Below are 17,065 nucleotides of genomic sequence, written 5' to 3'. Positions count from 1 at the left end.
TTCTCTTTCCCTTTTCAGCGTCTCGTGACGCATCGTGTTTTGCGATGCTGCTGAAAAGCTGTGCTGATCTTCGTCCATCGCCGTTGGGATCGTCCTAATTCCGATCCCCAATACGATGACCTCGTCACGTCACCACCCGCTACGTAGGGCATAAGCGAACTTCGCATAACGTCAAGCCACGCCAGCGTGGTGAGCTCAGCGTACATGTCGCTGAGTGGATCGTCGGGCAAGTCGGCACATAGCTGGGCTGATTTTTCATCAATCTGTTTCTGCCACAGCATGGAGTTTTCGGGCGCCGCCGAACTGACAAATTGAACCAAGTATTCACGTGTGAGGCCCATCAGATCGGTTGCGACACTGAGTACCTCGGGCGTCTCTGCGATCCATATATCGAGCTGCCGCTGTGCGTCGGGATCGCCCTCTTGAGCGAGACTGCAAATCCGATTTATCCTATGCAGGCCGGGGAGCTCTCGCTCGGACGCTGTTGCTGACGTTGGCTTACTGCTCATCTCTAACTCGTTAATCTTACTGATGACTTTCCAGCCGGCTGACCACCGACACAGCCAATCGAGCGACTTGCTCGCTGCGATATCATTATCCTGTTCGAGGCTACACGCCTCGCGGTAAGCATGCTCGTTCGCTTTGGCTAGCCGCTCGTACTCCACGAATAGATGAACGACTGAGTCGCTCGCTTTTCCGATGTAGCGTTTTCGTAGCTTGCCATCGCGTCGGAACGTGGAGACGACATACGTATTTGTCGTGCCGGGTCGGTTTTCAATCTGCATCCACCTTGTGTAACAGACCCACAGATATCGCAAAAACTACGCGATGTGTGTTTGATGGTCTACCAATGAGTGCGTTCCGTTCGTAAACGGCAAAGTCTGTGCTCCGTTGTCATCTCGATTCAGTAACAGCCCAAGCTGCTGAGCGGCTCGTCGTCCGATTACATCGCTGGCATTCACAAAGCTCGGAGGCAGCTGCGACGACAGGTCACCAACCCTGATGGCGATCTCTCCTAGTCGATCCGGGGTCGTACGCATCAGGCGATCTTGAAGTAGGGTCAGATGCAGGCGTTTCATCTCGCGACCAGCGATGGTTGTCAAATCACATGGCTCATCGAGATGCGGCACTCGCTCCAGCCAATACTCGCAGACCGCAGGACCGCCCTGATACGATTCACGGCACACGGTTGTGTATAGGTTGTCGATGGCTTCGTCAGCAGGATCAAAGATGTGAATTGCCAGCCAGTCTGTGGCTCGGAGACTATCGAGCACGTCGAAAAAGATTTCGCAGTAGTCTCGCACAGTTTCAGCGTTCAGGCCGCAGCGGGCCGCAGCCTCCTCCGGTGACAGTCCGGCGACGAGCCTGGCGTCGACCTCAAGTCGCTTCACTGGATCGCGATAGATTGCCTCCGCACTCGATATATCGAGCTGGCCGTCGCCACAGAGCTTATCTCGCATATCGGCAGGCAGCCCATCGATATAGTCAACGCACCGCCAGAATACTGAACCTCGCTCGACGCGTCCTGATACTCGCCGACGAGCGGCTACACGCCCTGCCTTAATCCATCGCCACGAAGGGCCAAGTGTCGATCGCCAATACCGGCGAAACTCCTCGGCTGACATCCTTTTCTGGCGGATGTCGTCGAGCGTCAGCGGCTCCGTATCCTCGTAATCGTCCAGCATATCTCAGTCGGCGTTGCGTCGTAGTGGAAAAGTAAACCATTTTTCTAGTCCAGGCGACCGCGAGCAGGCGAGTCATGAGGGTGGACATCTCATCGGTGAAATACTCAGCGGCGCCGAATCTGAGCGATTAGGTGTGCTCGTCTGTAACCGACGACAGCTGCACTCTGATCCGCTTGATGGCTAGCTCCTCAGCACCCGACGATTTTCTGAAACGAACTACCTTCTTTGCACCGACGGTTCGGACACGCCAGCTATTCTTGTTGGCATAGACGAGCACCTGCTTGTCTGCATCCGGGTGGCGCATGATCGTGACGTCGCCACTGCGAACAATTCGTATCCCGTCTTGACGATCGCTGATCGAGGTCATCTCATCCGAGTATTTCAATGTCTTTCCAGAGTCATCTGATTGCTTCGCTGGGCGATTGTCAGAAGACGCTGTTTTTCCGTTTCTGCGTCTGGTGGGTGTCTTCTTGATACCGGCTTCCGAACGTGCCTTGTCGAGTGACACCTGGCCATTGGACACCTTTTCAGCCAAGTCAGGCCGCTCTTTTTTTACCTTCTCTGCATCTCGCAACTGCTGACGAGGCACACCGTGTTCTTTCGCGACCCTGTTGAGCGACGGCTCCCGTCGGCTCTCCTTTGCCTTGCTTGCAACCGCGTCGGTTGCATCCAAGTTCGACTTCGCCATTCGGCTTTGCCTCCCTTTCTGGCTACCCCGCAGTTTCCGGTCCGCAGCCGCAGTTCGTTCTGTCTCGAGGTCAGCAACGGCACGCATCGCCTTCTGGTCGGAGGTCAGGTGTCGGCGAGCGTAGTTCGCTTCCGCGATAGACTCGGCGGGGTGATCGGCCACGATGACTTGGCTGTCTTCCAGCGATTCACCAAGTACGTAAAGCGCGCTGAGGCGACATCGCCCATCAAGCAGCTGCTTCTTATCATTGATCCGGATCGAATCGATCATGCCGTCGGCCCGAATGGCGTCCACCAGCCGATCGAAGTCTTGAGCGTCAATCATGGGTACACTCATACAGGTGGGATGCACCTCACTGATAGACGCCTCATTTTTCGCCAACACAACGTCGAAATCGGGAATCGAATACTTGGAAGTGTACGCCTTGTCTTTAGACATTTTCTTGCTCCGAATGGACGATCGCCCAGTCCCGTGAGTTGCCACAGAGGCACGTCGGCAGATCGATCAGGTAGTTGAAGTGGGTCAGTTGTGGCGAAGACGAATATGTGCCATTTGTCGCTTGACTCCAAATAGTGTTTGCAACCATCGCGGATCGAATCAACTCAGCTAGCGGTCGAACCTGAGTTTTCATTCGCGTAGATGACCGGGGAGTGCTCCCCGGCAAACCTTGCCTGGAGAGATTATCAGGAGCAGAGCACGACCCGCACGGGTGCTACATCAATGCTTGCGTCTCGAGCCTATTGCCCTTACTTGGCCCAAGCCCAGATCACGGCGACGTCTGCGCCAAGCAATCACCAGTTCAGCGATACGTACCGGAGCTTAGGATGCTCCGAGGCTGTTGCTAGCGGAGCCGGGACATCGGGAGAGAATATGTAGGGATGTGACGGCGTTCCGTACCGCCGAGTGTAGTCCCGCATCAAATGCTCCTTTCTGGCGCGTAGCTGGCCGGGAGAGAGCTGATCGTTGGCTACAGCCGCGAAGAGATAGTAAACTCGTTTGCGATTGTCGTTCATCGCCTCGAGAAAGTCGTCCACGAAGAAGGTGAATTCATGTTGAAATGGATTGGTCGGCTTTGGTCCAACCGGGCATACCCGGAGGATACGATCGTGTGTGACCAGCTGATACGTTCCTGGGTATCGGGCGATGTCTGTGCGGCAGGCAGATGCGATCTCGACCCAGTATTGCCACTCGATTTCGAAGTTCTTGCTCCAGAGAGAGAGGATCGAGCCTAAGCCAAATCGCTCTGGTAGATCGTGGAGAGTAAACCCAATCGTTATTATGGCTTCAGCTGTGGTTCGATACTCCCTGACTCCTGCCGCCTTCAGCGTCCTCCCCAGGGCGTCCATTTTGCCGAGGTAGTCGATAATTACGGGCTCGAGGCTGTGCTTCTGATTCAACTCAGCATCGTTGCTGTTGCGGATGTGGCAGCAAATATCGATGGCTGCTGTCAATGCTTTCGCTTGGGAAGACACGGAGCATTCTTGACCAGCGGTTGCGATGACTTCGGAGTAGGGGCGAAGCCAATTGTCGTCATTGTCGTCTGGGGCCCTGGACACGTATCGGTGCAGTTCGTGGCGGGGTGGGCGTGGCATCCTGAGTTCCTTCGAGAAAGATGGTGAGGTTACGGGGTGTCCAGGTTTCAAGCCGGGTTCTGGCTTCTTTCTTCAACTGCTTGAGTTCCGTCCTCCATTGCTCGGCAGCGATCGGACGCGGAGGTTGCTCATCGAAATCGAATACCAAGACGTCTTCTTTGCCTAGTGCGACTGGATCAAATAGATGTGGTTGCGACCTCTTCTTCACGCAATCCGCCGGGTCGGCTAGTTGACCGCGTTTGACCCGCGAGTGGGTCAGAGTCGTAGTCAGGTTTGCATCCCAGAGGAGACGGTTGCGGAGAGCGATCGTCTCGGCGCTGTCACCTGGCTTGTGAAGGTTGAAACCATAGGTCAGCATTTTCTGGAGATCTACGAAAGTCACTGTTTTTCCTCGATGCTGACGCTGTCGCTCGACCTCTGAAAGAGACTTCTTAGCTAGCGTTCCCATCGACTTGAAGGGACACGCGGGCTGCTGGTCGAAATCCACTGCGTGCCAGAATGCCTCATTAAGGTATTTCGCCAGTCCATCAACACCATCAGTGTTCGGTCGGACGGATTGGCCGGTCACCATCGTCAGATGTAGATGTGACCAGGCTGATTCTGGCGTGTCGCAGGGGCGCATGTGCAGACCGAGACCATATTCCAGGACGCGATAGCTTGGCTTACCGATCCGCCTCGCATTCCAAACCGTTATCGCGTGGGCGATCGCCTTGAGTCCTTTTGCGATTCGAATGAGGAAGTCGAGAGATTGCTCGTAGCCATAGGGCTCTGGAGTTGTATACACGCTCGAAAACACTCGCTCGCGACCATGAGAAACGGTTTGACCCGCAATGTTCGCGGACCTAGCCGCATTGCAACAGTGCGCACATCGGCCGCAGACTCGGTTCCTCCGGCAATAGTTCAGTATCTGATAGTCCTCTGCAGGGCTGGCTCGACCGATCGTGCGGGCGCAAACCAGTGCATCAACGCAGTCCTCTAGCCTTGTCGGATCCTTGGCGTAGAGCTGGCTGATTCGCTCCTCTGCATCGTCGATGTAATCAGCATGACTCTCTATGCCCACTGCACCATGGGTTAGCAGAATCTCGCCGCGGGGGCGCACCGGGACGCTACTACTTCTTACGCGTGATACGGCAGCCATCACTTCCATCTCTCTTATTAGTATTAAGCTATGGCGGATAAGTACATGCGGGATGCACTTGCCATGGCTATATCGTGTCCCATTAGCGATAGATTACCAACATGAGTTCTCCAATTACTGCCGATTGTTGCTTTTGGCTCGTTCGATTGCTTGGGTGGAAACCCTCTTTTCGCCACCGTTTCTGTTGGGTTTCTTACTCTGGTCAACACGCCGTCCACATTTCCCGAGTCGATGTGTTGGGGCACCCTGTGCGACTACCGTAATGTCCATTCACTCCAGTCCCTGTCCTGCGCTCCGCGTCGTTCATGTGCGACTTCTGCTTCTTCAAGTCGTTCGGTGCCTGGGCGGAGTATTCCTTGGTATCTTTCAGTCCACATCGCCGCTCGCGTGATCGCTGTCCTGGGCGGGTTGACCTGGTGCGGTAGGGTATGCTGCGGCAGCTTCGCCCATACACCTGTCTTATCGGATCCGCTGCCGTACAGCGAATCCGCCAACTGCAAGACGTTGTCACACGCGTGGAATAAATTCGCGCACCAGGTTCATTCCAGTCGCGAGCCGGTCAGCGGGTGTTTCATCTTGCCCAGGACGCCGCTGTTATGGGCAAGGACACTACTCGCCCCACCGCGATGACGAGCGATCGCTACTGGGTCGGAACGAACCCGGCAGTACCGAAACGCGGATAGATCCGTTTTCTGACGTTTGAGATGAGGTCGAGCAGTCGCCCTACGCTGAACCTCTTCTCAAAACGATCGCCCTGTTCGGCGAACGGTGACGCAAATCACAGTACGCGATCGCATTGCCGAGCTCTGGAAGTTCTCAATCTCGTGGCCTGTCAGGGGACCGATGAAAGCCAACAGCCCGTCGAGGATGGCTTACGAGCCTGCATCGCCGTCGACCTGCCGAAGCTGACCAAACAGTTCTCGTCTTTCGAGGGGCTGATCTCCGACAGCCTGGGCTATGCGCAGCTGTTTCGCGATGAGAGAGAGGTGCTGGTCACGCTGTTGACAGTACTACACGAGCTCGGCAGGGTATATTCTCTGGCCATTCCACTACCGACGAGGCACTCGTCAAGACTCCTTGGCGGGAGACTCTAGCCTCTGCAGAACACGAGAACTCTTTGATTGACGGTGAAGGGCGGACCTATGTCGCTGGCTCCAGTATTGGGCATCTCGCAAACCAACACATCGGCACCCGTGTAAGATTTGCTCGAGATGGCTGACCGTGGTGTCCTGCGAACGACCTGAGTGGTGTGTCGAGCGTTGGCAGGCACCGGGACCATGGATCGCGTCTCACGCAGTCGTCTCGATGAATCGAGTCAACGCCTGCTGGCTGGTCAATGTCTTGCCACCGAGCTTGATCGTCTCCAGCTTGTTGCCCTTGATTCCCCGGTTCGCCCACCGCCAGACCGTCGATACGTTAACGCGTTTCTGAAGGAGTGGCGGGACCTCGCTCATACCGAGCAGATCTTCGGTGAGCAGGTGCATCGGAGTACTGCGGGGCGGCTTCGTGTTTGAGTTTATGTTGGGTCGTGGCATTATGTAGCTCCCGTGCAAGTGTGTTAATCAAGATGCAGCAGAGCCGATAGTCTCAGGATCTCCAAAATGTGTCGGCCATTCGCAGGCGAATTCACTCAGCGTGGCTGTGATCTGGTTCAAGATTTCTGGCCGCTGCCGGCGAACAGGGACCTAGCGGCGACCGGGCATCTCCCGATCATCGTTTTCATGGCCATGATGGGACTGGCTTAACCGTCGAGAAATCCAGCACCCAGGGTGGGGCCGACCTTGGCCGCTTCGATTGCCTTCGCCTCCGTGCTCTTGGCGTAGTGCTCGGTCATCGCGGCTTTCGTATGTCCAAGGATCGCCTGGGCGGCTTCGATCCCCAGAGCTTCGCGAATGGCCGCTGCCGCCGTGTAACGGAGCTGATAAGGCGTCCAGTGTTCGACCTCCGCTTTTTTGGCCGCGTTCACGACGGCTCGACGATAGCTGTCCTTCGTAAACATCTCACCCGGTTTTCGCTTTGGATCTTTCTTGAGGTTGGATCCCACGCGGTTGCCACAGCTCTTGTGCGTCTTCCGAGCGAGGCTGCGTTGCTCACGATGCCACGCGGCACTCTCGATGGGCGAAAAGAGATATTGATCAGATGGCCGGTCAAGAAATCTCGCTACCACTAGCCGGGCATCGCCGACGATCGGCACTGCTTTGGTGACTCCGTGGTGTGCTGTCTTGTGGCTATCGGGACGGTAGATCCATTCATCGCCTCGTTGGTCGATATCCCTTGGGCGCATTGCGAACACCTCTGACGGACGCATGCCAGTCGCCAATTGGACCATGACCATCGCCTTGATCGTTGGGGATAGATAGCGTGCCGTTGCACGCACGACTTCCAGCGATATCGGCTGGCGCGGTTTGGTCTCTTTGGCGGTTGTTTGACCTTGCCGCAGTGGTTCGAGCGTCTCCAGTCGTTGCAGCACCGATACTTCGATCAGCTCGCGAGCGACGCCGTACTTGAAGATTTGACAGATACTGCGGGTCTGGGAGTTTGCGTAGTTTCGATTATTGCCGGAGGCGACAAAGGTATCCCGGAGAGCCGCCAGCTTTCGGGGGCCGAACTCGGCAGCTGGTTCATCACCGTACTCGTCTTCAAGTAGCTTGCAGAGGTTAGTGAGCCTGCCATTGTGGGAGGGGGACCTCGCGTACTTGATTTTGACGTGCTCACGGAACTCAGCCGTCACGCATCGGACGCTGACCGGCACGTCTTGTTGGTGAACGATGCTGAGGTCGTCTGGAATCGACAGACCGTTCCCATTGTAGATCTGAAGCAGAGCAAAATACTTGGCCCGGCTTTCTGGTGAGTCGTAGGTCCCTAGGTAGAAAGTCTTACCCGATAACTCTACGACGCCCTGACCCGACACGTGGTATCGGTAGTCAGGCATTGATTTCTTGGGACGTCCCATGTGTGAAACCCTGTCAAAATGGGTTTTCCGGTATGGATTACCGGAAAACTAGATTGAGAGAGGACCGCACAGCGACATCGCTGGTTACGCTTTGAAGCGTATCGACCCGGAAAACACTGAGTTTACCACATCTTCAAGAAATCGGGATGACAAGATTCGAACTTGCGACCTCTGCACCCCCAGTGCAGCGCTCTAACCAGGCTGAGCCACATCCCGCGACCCGAAAGAGAGGGGCCGAAAAATCGGGCTTCCCTTTCGAACGACAAACTCTACCGAAACTGTCAGACTTTCGCTAGGGTGATACCAGACCGCCGAGCTTGTTTTGGTATGTCGTTTAACTCACGGAAATAACGGAATTTCTTGATGTCGGTTTCGGATCAGACACATCGCTATTCAGAAAAATCAGCCGAAAAGCGGCTCTCCCGCCCAGCCGGGTTGTCTCCGCAGGCGGCGGGAACGGCGTCCCGGCAGCAGGATGCCAGCCCTCGGCGTGGTGCTTTTTCGGGTCGGCTGCGACGATACTGGCCCCTGTTCGTGCTGGGGCTCGCCATCGGTGCTGGCCTGGCCGCCTATTACTGGGGGGCGCGGCGACAGGGTCCGGGTCAGGCCACGCAGCTGGCCAGCGCCCCGATCCCGCCAGCCTACTCGCCTGACCGGGCGATCGGATACTTGCGCGAGATCGTCGATATCGGGCCGCGACCGACAGGCAGCGAAGGGATGCTGCAGCAGCAGGCGTACCTGACAGAGTTCTTTACCAAACAAGGTGCCAAGGTCTCGCTGCAGAAGGAGAATATCCGCCATCCGCTTACCGGTGAGAGCGTCGAGATGGCGAACCTGATCGCGGCTTGGTACCCCGAGCGTCCGATCCGGTTTCTACTGTGCGCCCATTATGACACCCGGCCGTTTCCCGACCGCGACCGAAAGGATCCCAAGGGCGTGTTCGTCGGTGCCAATGATGGGGCCAGCGGTGTGGCGGCGTGGATGGAAATGAGCCACCATTTTACCGACCTGCCTGAAGACGTCGGTGTCGACGTGGTGCTCTTTGATGCCGAGGAGTTTGTCTTCGAAGAGGGGCGTGACGACTATTTCCTGGGCTCGATCTTCTTTGCTCAGCAGTACCGGATGTCGCCACCGGAGGTTCCTTACCGCGCCGGCGTGTTGCTGGATATGGTCGGTGACCGCGAACTGCAACTGATCTATGACCGCGCCAGCTTGCGGTACGCCAGGGATGTGACCAAGTCGATTTGGCGGACTGCGGCTAAATTGGGCGTCAGTGCGTTTGTGCCCCGCACGCGAATGCAGGAGCTTCGCGACGACCACTTACCGCTCAACCAGATTGCCAAAATCCCGACCACCGACCTGATCGATTTCGACTACCCTCGACCCGGTTTTCGGGCCCCCCAGTACTGGCACACGACCGAGGATACGGCTGATAAGTGTAGCGGTTCGAGCCTGGCTGCAGTAACTTGGGTGGTGCACCAGTGGATCGTTGAGCAGTCTGAAATCGCCGACTGATGCCTCGATCCCCTTTCCCTCTTTGGACAACCAACCCATGTTTGCCGGCGGCTTGATCCTTGCAGCCACGTTGATTTTCTTCTCGATCTGGTTGTTTCGATCTGAGCAGCTCGGGTGGCCGAATGACGTCTACGACGATCCCGCCGACGAGCTGTACCTGCGCCGTCGCTCGCGTTCTCGCAAACGGGTCAACGCTCTGTTTTTCGTCTGTGGATTGCTGGTTCTCGCAGCGACGCTGGCGACCCCCGAACACCGCGTCTTCTGGATCGGTTGCTGGATGAGCGCCATGGTCGTGCTCTGTACCATCGTTGCTCTGGCGGCGCTCGACATCGTTCGCACGATGCTCCATCATCGCCACCGTCTCGATCGAATGCGGAAGGAAAGAAGCTAGTGGCTAGTGGCTAGTGGCTAGCAAACAGCGGACGTAGAAACCCGCATCGAGCTTGCGGCCGGCCTGATCGCTGAGCGTCATCCGGCCCGCTTCGACCTGGGGCTGGAGTCGACCGATGCGGCGGTGACTGAGATTTCGCTCAACGAGATCGACCACATCGGCTTGGTCCATCTCCGCGGAGTGGCCGGTCACCAGGATGCGGAAGGATCGGCCCGATACCAGTTGAAAACAGTTTTTGAGGAGTTCAGGAAGATCGCGAGCAATCCGCCAGGCCTGAGCCTGCTTGGCGGGGCGTTTATCCGCTGAGTTGGCGTTGGCTTTACTCTTGCTTTTGCTCTTGGGGCCATGCCCATAAGCGGGCGGGTCAAGAACGATCGTGTGATAGCGGTTACCGCGGCGAATTTCTCGCTGCACAAAGGCGGCAGCGTCATCGACGAGGTAACGCACCGGAGCGTCCCGCAGTCCACTGGCGACGGCCACTCGCTTGGCCGCTTCCACGTTCGGCTTGGCCGCATCGACGTGGGCGACCGACATCCCGCTGCCGGCCATCGCCATCGTCGAAGCCCCCGTGTAGGCAAATAGATTGAGCGCATGACGCTGGCGACTACGCGGCGAACCGGAGAGTTCCTCCACTGGGGCCGTGCGCATCAACCACCGCCAGTTGTCCATCTGTTCGGGAAAGACACCAATATGACCAAACGGCGTCGGCTGGACCGGCAGCCGCAGCGCTGGCGTTTCAGGATCCGCGAGGTCAGGCACCTCGATAGCGAGCTGATCGGGCCACGCGGTCCTGTGGTTCCAGGTTCGCGAGTTCAAGTCATAGCGACTGTCAACGTCCGCCCACGCAGCCGGGTCGCGGGGCGATACGTTCTCGGCCGCAGGGCTGGGCCGATCGATGATCCGACCGGCCAGCGACTCGAGTTTCCGCCCGTTGCCAAAGTCGATCAGTTGGTAGTGGCGGGACAAAGCAAAACCTGGAAATCGGAAAGCGGGGTAGGGCACCAGGATAGTCAAATCGCCACCAGCCTCCAGCCTACCGGCGTCCGAATCCCATCGCCCGCCTGATCCGGACAGCGACCGGATCTTGCAGCCGCGCCGCCAGAGCACTATCATGCCCGCATCAGTTCCAAGAACGTCCGTCCCAGCCGCGATTTTCGAGCCGCCCCAGACGACGTCGCACCATGGGACCACCGTATTTTCGCAAATACGGGCGATTAGCTCAGTTGGTTAGAGCGCTGCTTTCACACGGCAGAGGTCACAGATTCGAGTTCTGTATCGCCCACTTCTCATTTTATCCCTGCTGGAACGCATCAAACGCGTTACCGCCATCATGGCGAGCGGCTCCCAATCGGATCATTCCGGGACAAAGGACTGTCCTGAATCGATCGAAGGAGATTCGCCGATGCCACGTAAACGAAGCGAGCAACCTGCCTATTCGTATCACACGAGCGGCCAAGCCAGGGTGCGGTTGGGGCACGAGGTTTTCTACCTCGGCAAGCACGGTTCACCTGAGAGCTATGCGAGGTATTACTCCTTGTTGGCTGAGTACAACGCCAATGGGAAGCAGGCACCTGAGAAAGCTGAGGACGAGGGCGAAGCGGAGGCGGTACGGCTTGCCGATTCGGTCGTTCGAGTCAAACACATCACTGCCGACTTCCGGGCGCGGGTGCTGCCGCTGCATGAGAGCAACCCAGCGAACCAGTCTAAGTACGCGAACCTTTGCGACTTCCTGGACGAGCGGCACGGGGATGAACCTGCCGAGGAGTTTGGCCCGAGAAAGCTGGAGGCGATGCGAGACGTGCTGATTGCCCGAGGTATCGGTAAGAAGCACCGGCCCAACTCGAGGCCCTACGCCAATGATCAAGCCCGCAAGATCATCAAGATCATCGAGCACGGGGTTTCCCGTGAACTGGTCTCGCCGGAGCGGATTGTCGCTCTGCGATCACTGCCGCCGCTGCGCCGTGGACAGGCCCGAGAGAATCCGAAACGCAAAGGCGTATCGCTCGAGACGGTCCAGGCGACGCTACCACACCTGACGTCAACTGCCGCCGCTATGGTCCGCTTGCAGCTGGCGACCGCGATGCGTCCTAGCGAAATGTTCTCGATGACGCCATCGATGATCGACAGGAGTGGTGAGGTCTGGTTCTATCGACCAGCTCGGCACAAGACCGAGCACCACGGAAAAGAGAAGGCCGTGCCGATCCTGGGCGATGCCCTGGAGGCCCTGACGCCGTTTCTATTCGGTGATGCCGACCAACCCTGTTTCATGACCGAGAAGGGGACCGCATGGAACAAAGACGCGTTTCGGATTGCGATCCGCCGCGCTGCCAAAGCGGCCAAGGCCGAACACTGGACGCCGTACCAGATTCGGCACACATCGCTTCAAGCTGTCCGAGATGTCCAGGGCCCCGAGGGAGCCCAGGCATTGGCGGGGCACAGCCGCCTAAGCACCACGGAGATTTATGCCAAGGTGTCGGAGCTCAAAGCCATCGAAGCCGCCAAGGTTGCACCACGGTTAACGAACGGCTAAAAACGAAATCACTGTCGCCAGCGGATTGATCCCCGCGCCGCCGGTCCGTCGTCATCGTCCCTTAGCGATGCTCGATGGATCGGCAGCGACTTCTATCACTAAGGGATTCTGAACGATGGCTGTCGAAGACTACTGGTTCCAAAAGAAATTAAGGCTGTTCGTTCCTGTAAACCAACAGCCTCTTTCGCTTCCTGGAGGCGGAAAGGCCGACCCAGACGATCCGGCTGCAATGTATCGTTGGCTGGAATCTGGAGAGAGGAAGGCATCCGTTGCCAATGAACGCGCAATTGCCCAGGCGCGAGCTGATGCGTTCTTTAACGCAATCAGGGCCGAACTGAGAGACCTGGGATTGCCATACAAGGATTTAACCGAAGTCCTCTATTGGCTGGAGGAGGAAGGCTACTGTATCAACAATATCTCATTCAAGGAGGCCGTTTCGGTCGTGACGGAAGCACGGAAAAAGGTACTGGAGGCACGATTGCTGGAGAGAATGGAATCGATTGACGGCGTCGCCAAGAAGAAAGCAATATCAGGCGACGACGGGACGGCATCACCCGAGGAGATCACAGGTGACGATAAAGTCAGATCCACGATACCCGAGGAGCATCGAACCCAAGCGATGAGCCAAGCAAAAGCGGCGCTGCGGTATTTCCGCAACGTCGAATACTCCCCAGATCACAAGAAGCGAGAGTTCCGAAGGATGGTCGTTGCAAACGAAGTCGCTGCGATCCAACTAGTCCCGCCGAAAGGACGGCTGTTCTATTTCGATAAGCGGCAAATCGAAACGTGAACAAGCGGCAAACATACGGCATAAGCGGCAAATAAGCGGCACATCCGGCTGAGCGTCCACAGCCCCCTGATACTCCCCCGTGTTGCAATTCCGCCGCACCGCACACAGGAGTATCCACAGTGCCTATCACCCCATCCACCGCCGAAACGGTGGTATCTCAGATCCTGAGCGAGGACGTCCTCACACTAGCCGACGCCCGCGCCGAGCTACGCCACATCACGGGCAAACGGCCAGACAAAGCCACCATGACGAGGTGGATTCATCGAGGTGTAGGAGGCGTCCGATTGGAGGCCGTTCGTATTGGGGGATCGCACCTGCTGACCAGTCGGCAGGCACTCACTCGGTTCATCGCCGCCCGCACGGCCAAGACGATCGGCCCCCAGCCGATTCGCCGCACCGCCAAGAAATAAAAAAACCATCGAGCTGAGCTGACAGTTCGATGGCTTTCGTTTTCTATTCATGCCGTCGCAAGCGGCAATCAAACAATGGGTTGGAGGCCCGAGGCATCACATATGATACGCGATTCAGCATACCGGTCAATTGATAAATGGGCGATTGGCCATCACTACCCCATGATCCCACGCCCCCATACGTGGCGGGACCTGGTCGAGCTCGAGCCCCGCTTGGGCGTTCTCGCCAAGCGGGTCGAACAGGCAGGCTGCGGGTGCCGTCGACGCCGTACGCTCGACTGGTGGCGGAAATGGGAGTCAATCAAGAGGTCTGCGGCGAAGTTGGTCGGCTGGCACGTGCGCGACGAGCTGCTCGGCACATCGATCGCGTACGAGATCGCGATCGCGGAATTGTTCGGACGATTCGCGGGGAGCCGGAGGGCTGGACGATGACCCCATACCCAACCCGTCAATCACATCATGCACACAGGATCACCCGCCTACTGTTCAAGGGCTGCGCAGCTCAATCGATTGGGCATCACGCCGTTTGCCTGGTGATCCATATCGCCCACACAGAGGACGCGGCACGATACCAGGGACCAGTTCGGTTCTGGAATTCGCAGCTGATGGAGGTCCTAGGGTTCAAGAGTCCAAAGCAACTCAACAATGCTCGAGAGGCTGCCGTCGACGCCGGTTGGTTGGTCTACCACCGGACCAACGACCGATCTGTTGGCCACTATTGGACCGAGATTCCAACGTCGGTGTCGGGCTTCGACGATACGCCAATTGAGCCTACCCATTCCGATAACGGAAAGCATTCCGAATACGGAACACGAAGCGGAAAGCATTCCGAATACGGAACACGAAGCGGAACACGAAGCGGAACACGAAGCGGAACACGTTGCGGAACACGTTGCGGAACACGAAGCGGAAAGCCTTCTAACCCTATCCCTAACCCTATACCTAAAGAAGAGGGCGCGGCTGCCGCCGCCGTTTCTCCTTCAGGAAAAAAGCGAAAGCCAAAGAAACCGAAGTTCTCGCCCGAGGGCATCGACCTGCCGCCCGTGCTGCGTACCGATCGCTTCCGTGATGCGTGGTCGTCGTGGTGCTCGGATCGAAAAGCCCGCCGCAAGCCGATCACCGAGAACGCGGCTTCGCTCCAGATCAAGGATCTCGCAGCGATGGGAGAGGCGAAGGCAATCGCAGCGATCGAGAAGTCAATAAAGAGCGGATGGGCCGGGTTATTTGAGCCTGACACGCCTATTTCCACGGCGCAGCAGTCCGCCGACGATCCGCCCCAAATGGAACGTAAGTTCAAGCGGCCCACGTCAGCAGGGAGATCCAAATGAGAGACCCTCACCCAGAGCAGACCGAAGACATCGAGACGGCATTGCTTTATTCGATCCTGATTGATCGGCAGCAGATCCACGCCGCTCGAGAGATCATCAGTGCCGACGATATGACAGGGACTCGCCGTCGCCTATTCGCTGAAATCAGTGACATGGTCGACGGCGGAGGCGATCACGCCGACCTCACACAATTGGTCAGTCATCTGCGTTCCGTTGACGCACTCGGAGCTGTCGGCGGCATGGCCAGGATAGCCAAACTGATGGACAGTTCCGGTTATCCTCCAAACGCGCCGACCTACGCACGCCAGATCAAGAACCTGGCCAATCGCAGGAGAGTTGCCGCTTTGCTCAGAAAGGCGTCTGCCGAGATCCAAGATCCGATGACGTCGCTGGATAGCTTGCTCGATTCGCTGATTCGCGATGCGACGGCGACGCGAGCAACTGAGTCAGCACGAGGTGAAGTCTCGGCATATGAGGCTGGCCTGCTTGCGATAGAGCATTTAGAGCAGGAGTCTGATTCCGAGGGCGGGGTTTATTCGGGGATTCCCGCCGTCGACGAATGCTTCGGGACGTTCACCAATGGCAGCTTGACAACGATCGCCGCGAGAACGTCAGTAGGGAAGTCGGGCGTCTGCGTTCAGTCAGCCGTTAACATCGCAATGGACGGAAAGAAGGTCCTTTACTTTTCTCTGGAGATGCCCTCCATAGAAATCGCACGGCGATTCCTTGGGAACGACGCGGGCGTGTGTAGCCAGCAAATGGCGAATCGCTCTGTTGATGCGAGCGAAATAGCCAAGCTCCGCAACACGTTGGATCGCTACAGGGAGTTGGGGCTGTTTATCAACGACTCGTCGCAACAGAGCGCCAGCACCGTCGCAGCGTCCGCAAGAAACAAGAAGGCGACAACCGGCCTCGATGCTTTGTTCATCGATCACATTGGCTTGGTCGAGTACCCAGAACGGTTCCGGTCTGACGGGATTGCCAATTTCTCGCGATCAATGAAGCGACTTGCTCGAGAGCTTGAAATTCCGGTGTTCATGGCGAGCCAGATCAATCGCGAAGGCGACAAGGCCGAAGGCTGCCCGAAGCTATCTCACATCGCAGACTCCACGTCGGTCGAAGCCGACAGCGACAACGTGATCATTCTTTACCGACCGAAGCCGCTCGACCCTGAAACGATATTCTCGTTCGCAAAGGTCAGGAACGGGCGAATTGGTCGCCATGCGATGCGAATGGACTTGCCGTCGACCTGGTTCGTCGACGCTGACGCGCCAACCCGAGAGCAGACGACGCCGCATGATGAGTTCCTGGGCTACGACACAGGCTTTGGGGGTGGGTCCAATGGTAGTTTCTGAGCGAATTGCCCTCATGGAAGGTCGCGGAGTTGTTTTGAAGATCCGCGACAATCGCATTGTCTATTCAATTCCGCACGGGGAGTTGTCCCATGACGAAGCGGAATTCCTGACCAGGAGTCGCGAAGAAGTGACCTCGATTGTGAGTGTGAGATGTCGCCCGCACCTCGCTTGCATTGCCCCCGTTGTCGATAAGCCCGCCCCCGGCCGGCAGGGATGGATTCGCTCGGAGTGCGAGGCTTGCGGGAGCTTCCTTGGATATAGGCCGGTGAAGCCATGAAACCGATCACCACCACGTCACCGCTATCGCGATCGCTCAGCCCCGCCAACGGCACCGAATCACGACGTTTTTTGCCAACCACCAACGAGAACCCAAAATGCCCAAGCCCGACGACGAATCCATTCAGGAAATCGGCGAATCCATCAATGAACAAATTGGCCAGATGGCGGATCTGCTCCGCCAATTCGGACACGTCCTCGAGAGGAATTTCCCAGGGGATCCTGGGGTTCCTAGAGTATTCGACGACACCGATAGAGCAATGGATCGTGTGCAGGCGGTCATTCAATCGAAATTTGACTCGATCTAGCAAATCCCAAAAAAAAGTAGGTACTTCCCCCCTCCCCCGCACCCTCGATGCCAAAGGGAACAGCCGCACTCAATCAGACATTGGACAGACATTCCCGAGCCGATAC

General features: G+C 57.2%; 17 protein-coding genes and 2 tRNA genes. 10 read left to right on the top strand and 9 right to left on the bottom strand.

Annotated features, from left to right (window positions below):
* Positions 1 to 14: 14 nt before the first annotated feature.
* The 8 genes from CA85_RS18985 to CA85_RS18950 all read right to left on the bottom strand — a co-directional run bounded on the left by CA85_RS18985 (position 15) and on the right by CA85_RS18950 (position 8,272).
* A complete protein-coding gene (locus tag CA85_RS18985; RefSeq protein WP_146392940.1) occupies positions 15 to 785 on the bottom strand; it encodes a hypothetical protein in 771 nt (256 codons plus the stop codon).
* Positions 786 to 821: 36 nt separating this feature from the next.
* Positions 822 to 1,685 carry a hypothetical protein gene (locus tag CA85_RS18980; RefSeq protein ID WP_146392939.1) on the bottom strand — a complete coding sequence of 288 codons (864 nt, stop codon included), beginning with the start codon at positions 1,683 to 1,685 and terminating at the stop codon, positions 822 to 824.
* A 127-nt stretch (positions 1,686 to 1,812) separates the two neighbouring features.
* The gene (locus CA85_RS18975; RefSeq protein ID WP_186775051.1) at positions 1,813 to 2,811 is read right to left on the bottom strand and encodes a ParB N-terminal domain-containing protein; all 999 of its coding nucleotides are present in this window, start codon (positions 2,809 to 2,811) and stop codon (positions 1,813 to 1,815) included.
* Between the two features lie 353 nt (positions 2,812 to 3,164).
* Positions 3,165 to 3,824: a hypothetical protein gene (locus tag CA85_RS18970; protein ID WP_146392937.1), complete on the bottom strand. Its 660-nt coding sequence runs from the start codon at positions 3,822 to 3,824 to the stop codon at positions 3,165 to 3,167.
* Between the two features lie 79 nt (positions 3,825 to 3,903).
* Positions 3,904 to 4,749 (bottom strand): hypothetical protein, encoded by an 846-nt coding sequence (locus CA85_RS18965; RefSeq protein WP_186775050.1) that lies wholly within the window; start codon positions 4,747 to 4,749, stop codon positions 3,904 to 3,906.
* 1,643 nt (positions 4,750 to 6,392) lie between these two features.
* Positions 6,393 to 6,587, bottom strand: coding sequence for a DUF1580 domain-containing protein (locus tag CA85_RS18960; protein WP_246112971.1), 195 nt, complete (start codon positions 6,585 to 6,587; stop codon positions 6,393 to 6,395).
* A 257-nt stretch (positions 6,588 to 6,844) separates the two neighbouring features.
* The gene (locus CA85_RS18955) at positions 6,845 to 8,035 is read right to left on the bottom strand and encodes a tyrosine-type recombinase/integrase (RefSeq protein ID WP_246112970.1); all 1,191 of its coding nucleotides are present in this window, start codon (positions 8,033 to 8,035) and stop codon (positions 6,845 to 6,847) included.
* Between the two features lie 162 nt (positions 8,036 to 8,197).
* A tRNA-Pro gene (locus tag CA85_RS18950) sits at positions 8,198 to 8,272 on the bottom strand.
* A 147-nt stretch (positions 8,273 to 8,419) separates the two neighbouring features.
* Between CA85_RS18950 and CA85_RS18945 the strand changes: the two genes are divergently transcribed.
* Both CA85_RS18945 and CA85_RS18940 read left to right on the top strand, forming a co-directional pair.
* Entirely contained in the window at positions 8,420 to 9,571 is a 1,152-nt protein-coding gene (locus tag CA85_RS18945) for a M28 family peptidase (protein ID WP_146392933.1), read from the top strand.
* Entirely contained in the window at positions 9,546 to 9,962 is a 417-nt protein-coding gene (locus CA85_RS18940; protein WP_315852720.1) for a hypothetical protein, read from the top strand. The genes CA85_RS18945 and CA85_RS18940 overlap by 26 nt, the downstream gene beginning before the upstream one ends.
* Positions 9,963 to 9,965: 3 nt before the next feature.
* Here CA85_RS18940 and CA85_RS18935 read toward each other — a convergent pair whose 3' ends face one another.
* Positions 9,966 to 11,075, bottom strand: a complete 1,110-nt coding sequence (locus CA85_RS18935) for a class I SAM-dependent methyltransferase (RefSeq protein ID WP_246112969.1) — start codon at positions 11,073 to 11,075, stop codon at positions 9,966 to 9,968.
* Positions 11,076 to 11,170: 95 nt separating this feature from the next.
* On the opposite strand from CA85_RS18935, the gene CA85_RS18930 reads away from it, so the two are divergent.
* From CA85_RS18930 to CA85_RS18895, 8 genes are all read left to right on the top strand, one after another.
* A tRNA-Val gene (locus CA85_RS18930) sits at positions 11,171 to 11,244 on the top strand.
* A gap of 120 nt (positions 11,245 to 11,364) precedes the next feature.
* Entirely contained in the window at positions 11,365 to 12,492 is a 1,128-nt protein-coding gene (locus tag CA85_RS18925) for a tyrosine-type recombinase/integrase (RefSeq protein ID WP_186775049.1), read from the top strand.
* Between the two features lie 115 nt (positions 12,493 to 12,607).
* Entirely contained in the window at positions 12,608 to 13,282 is a 675-nt protein-coding gene (locus tag CA85_RS18920) for a hypothetical protein (RefSeq protein ID WP_146392929.1), read from the top strand.
* A gap of 119 nt (positions 13,283 to 13,401) precedes the next feature.
* Positions 13,402 to 13,692, top strand: coding sequence for a DUF1580 domain-containing protein (locus CA85_RS25800; protein WP_246112968.1), 291 nt, complete (start codon positions 13,402 to 13,404; stop codon positions 13,690 to 13,692).
* A 102-nt stretch (positions 13,693 to 13,794) separates the two neighbouring features.
* Positions 13,795 to 14,124 carry a hypothetical protein gene (locus tag CA85_RS18910; RefSeq protein ID WP_246112967.1) on the top strand — a complete coding sequence of 110 codons (330 nt, stop codon included), beginning with the start codon at positions 13,795 to 13,797 and terminating at the stop codon, positions 14,122 to 14,124.
* A 611-nt stretch (positions 14,125 to 14,735) separates the two neighbouring features.
* Positions 14,736 to 15,020 (top strand): hypothetical protein, encoded by a 285-nt coding sequence (locus CA85_RS25070; protein ID WP_186775048.1) that lies wholly within the window; start codon positions 14,736 to 14,738, stop codon positions 15,018 to 15,020.
* On the top strand, positions 15,017 to 16,375 hold the full coding sequence (locus CA85_RS18900) for a replicative DNA helicase (protein ID WP_146392927.1): 1,359 nt from the start codon (positions 15,017 to 15,019) through the stop codon (positions 16,373 to 16,375). The genes CA85_RS25070 and CA85_RS18900 overlap by 4 nt, the downstream gene beginning before the upstream one ends.
* Positions 16,376 to 16,749: 374 nt before the next feature.
* Complete coding sequence (locus CA85_RS18895; RefSeq protein WP_146392926.1) at positions 16,750 to 16,959, top strand: hypothetical protein; 210 nt, start codon at positions 16,750 to 16,752, stop codon at positions 16,957 to 16,959.
* The last annotated feature ends 106 nt before the right edge of the window (positions 16,960 to 17,065 follow it).

The sequence above is a fragment of the Allorhodopirellula solitaria genome, from assembly GCF_007859855.1.
Taxonomy (GTDB): Bacteria; Planctomycetota; Planctomycetia; order Pirellulales; family Pirellulaceae; genus Rhodopirellula; species Rhodopirellula solitaria.
Note: the sequence above shows the minus strand (reverse complement) of the source record. Positions and strands in the feature narration are given on the sequence as shown.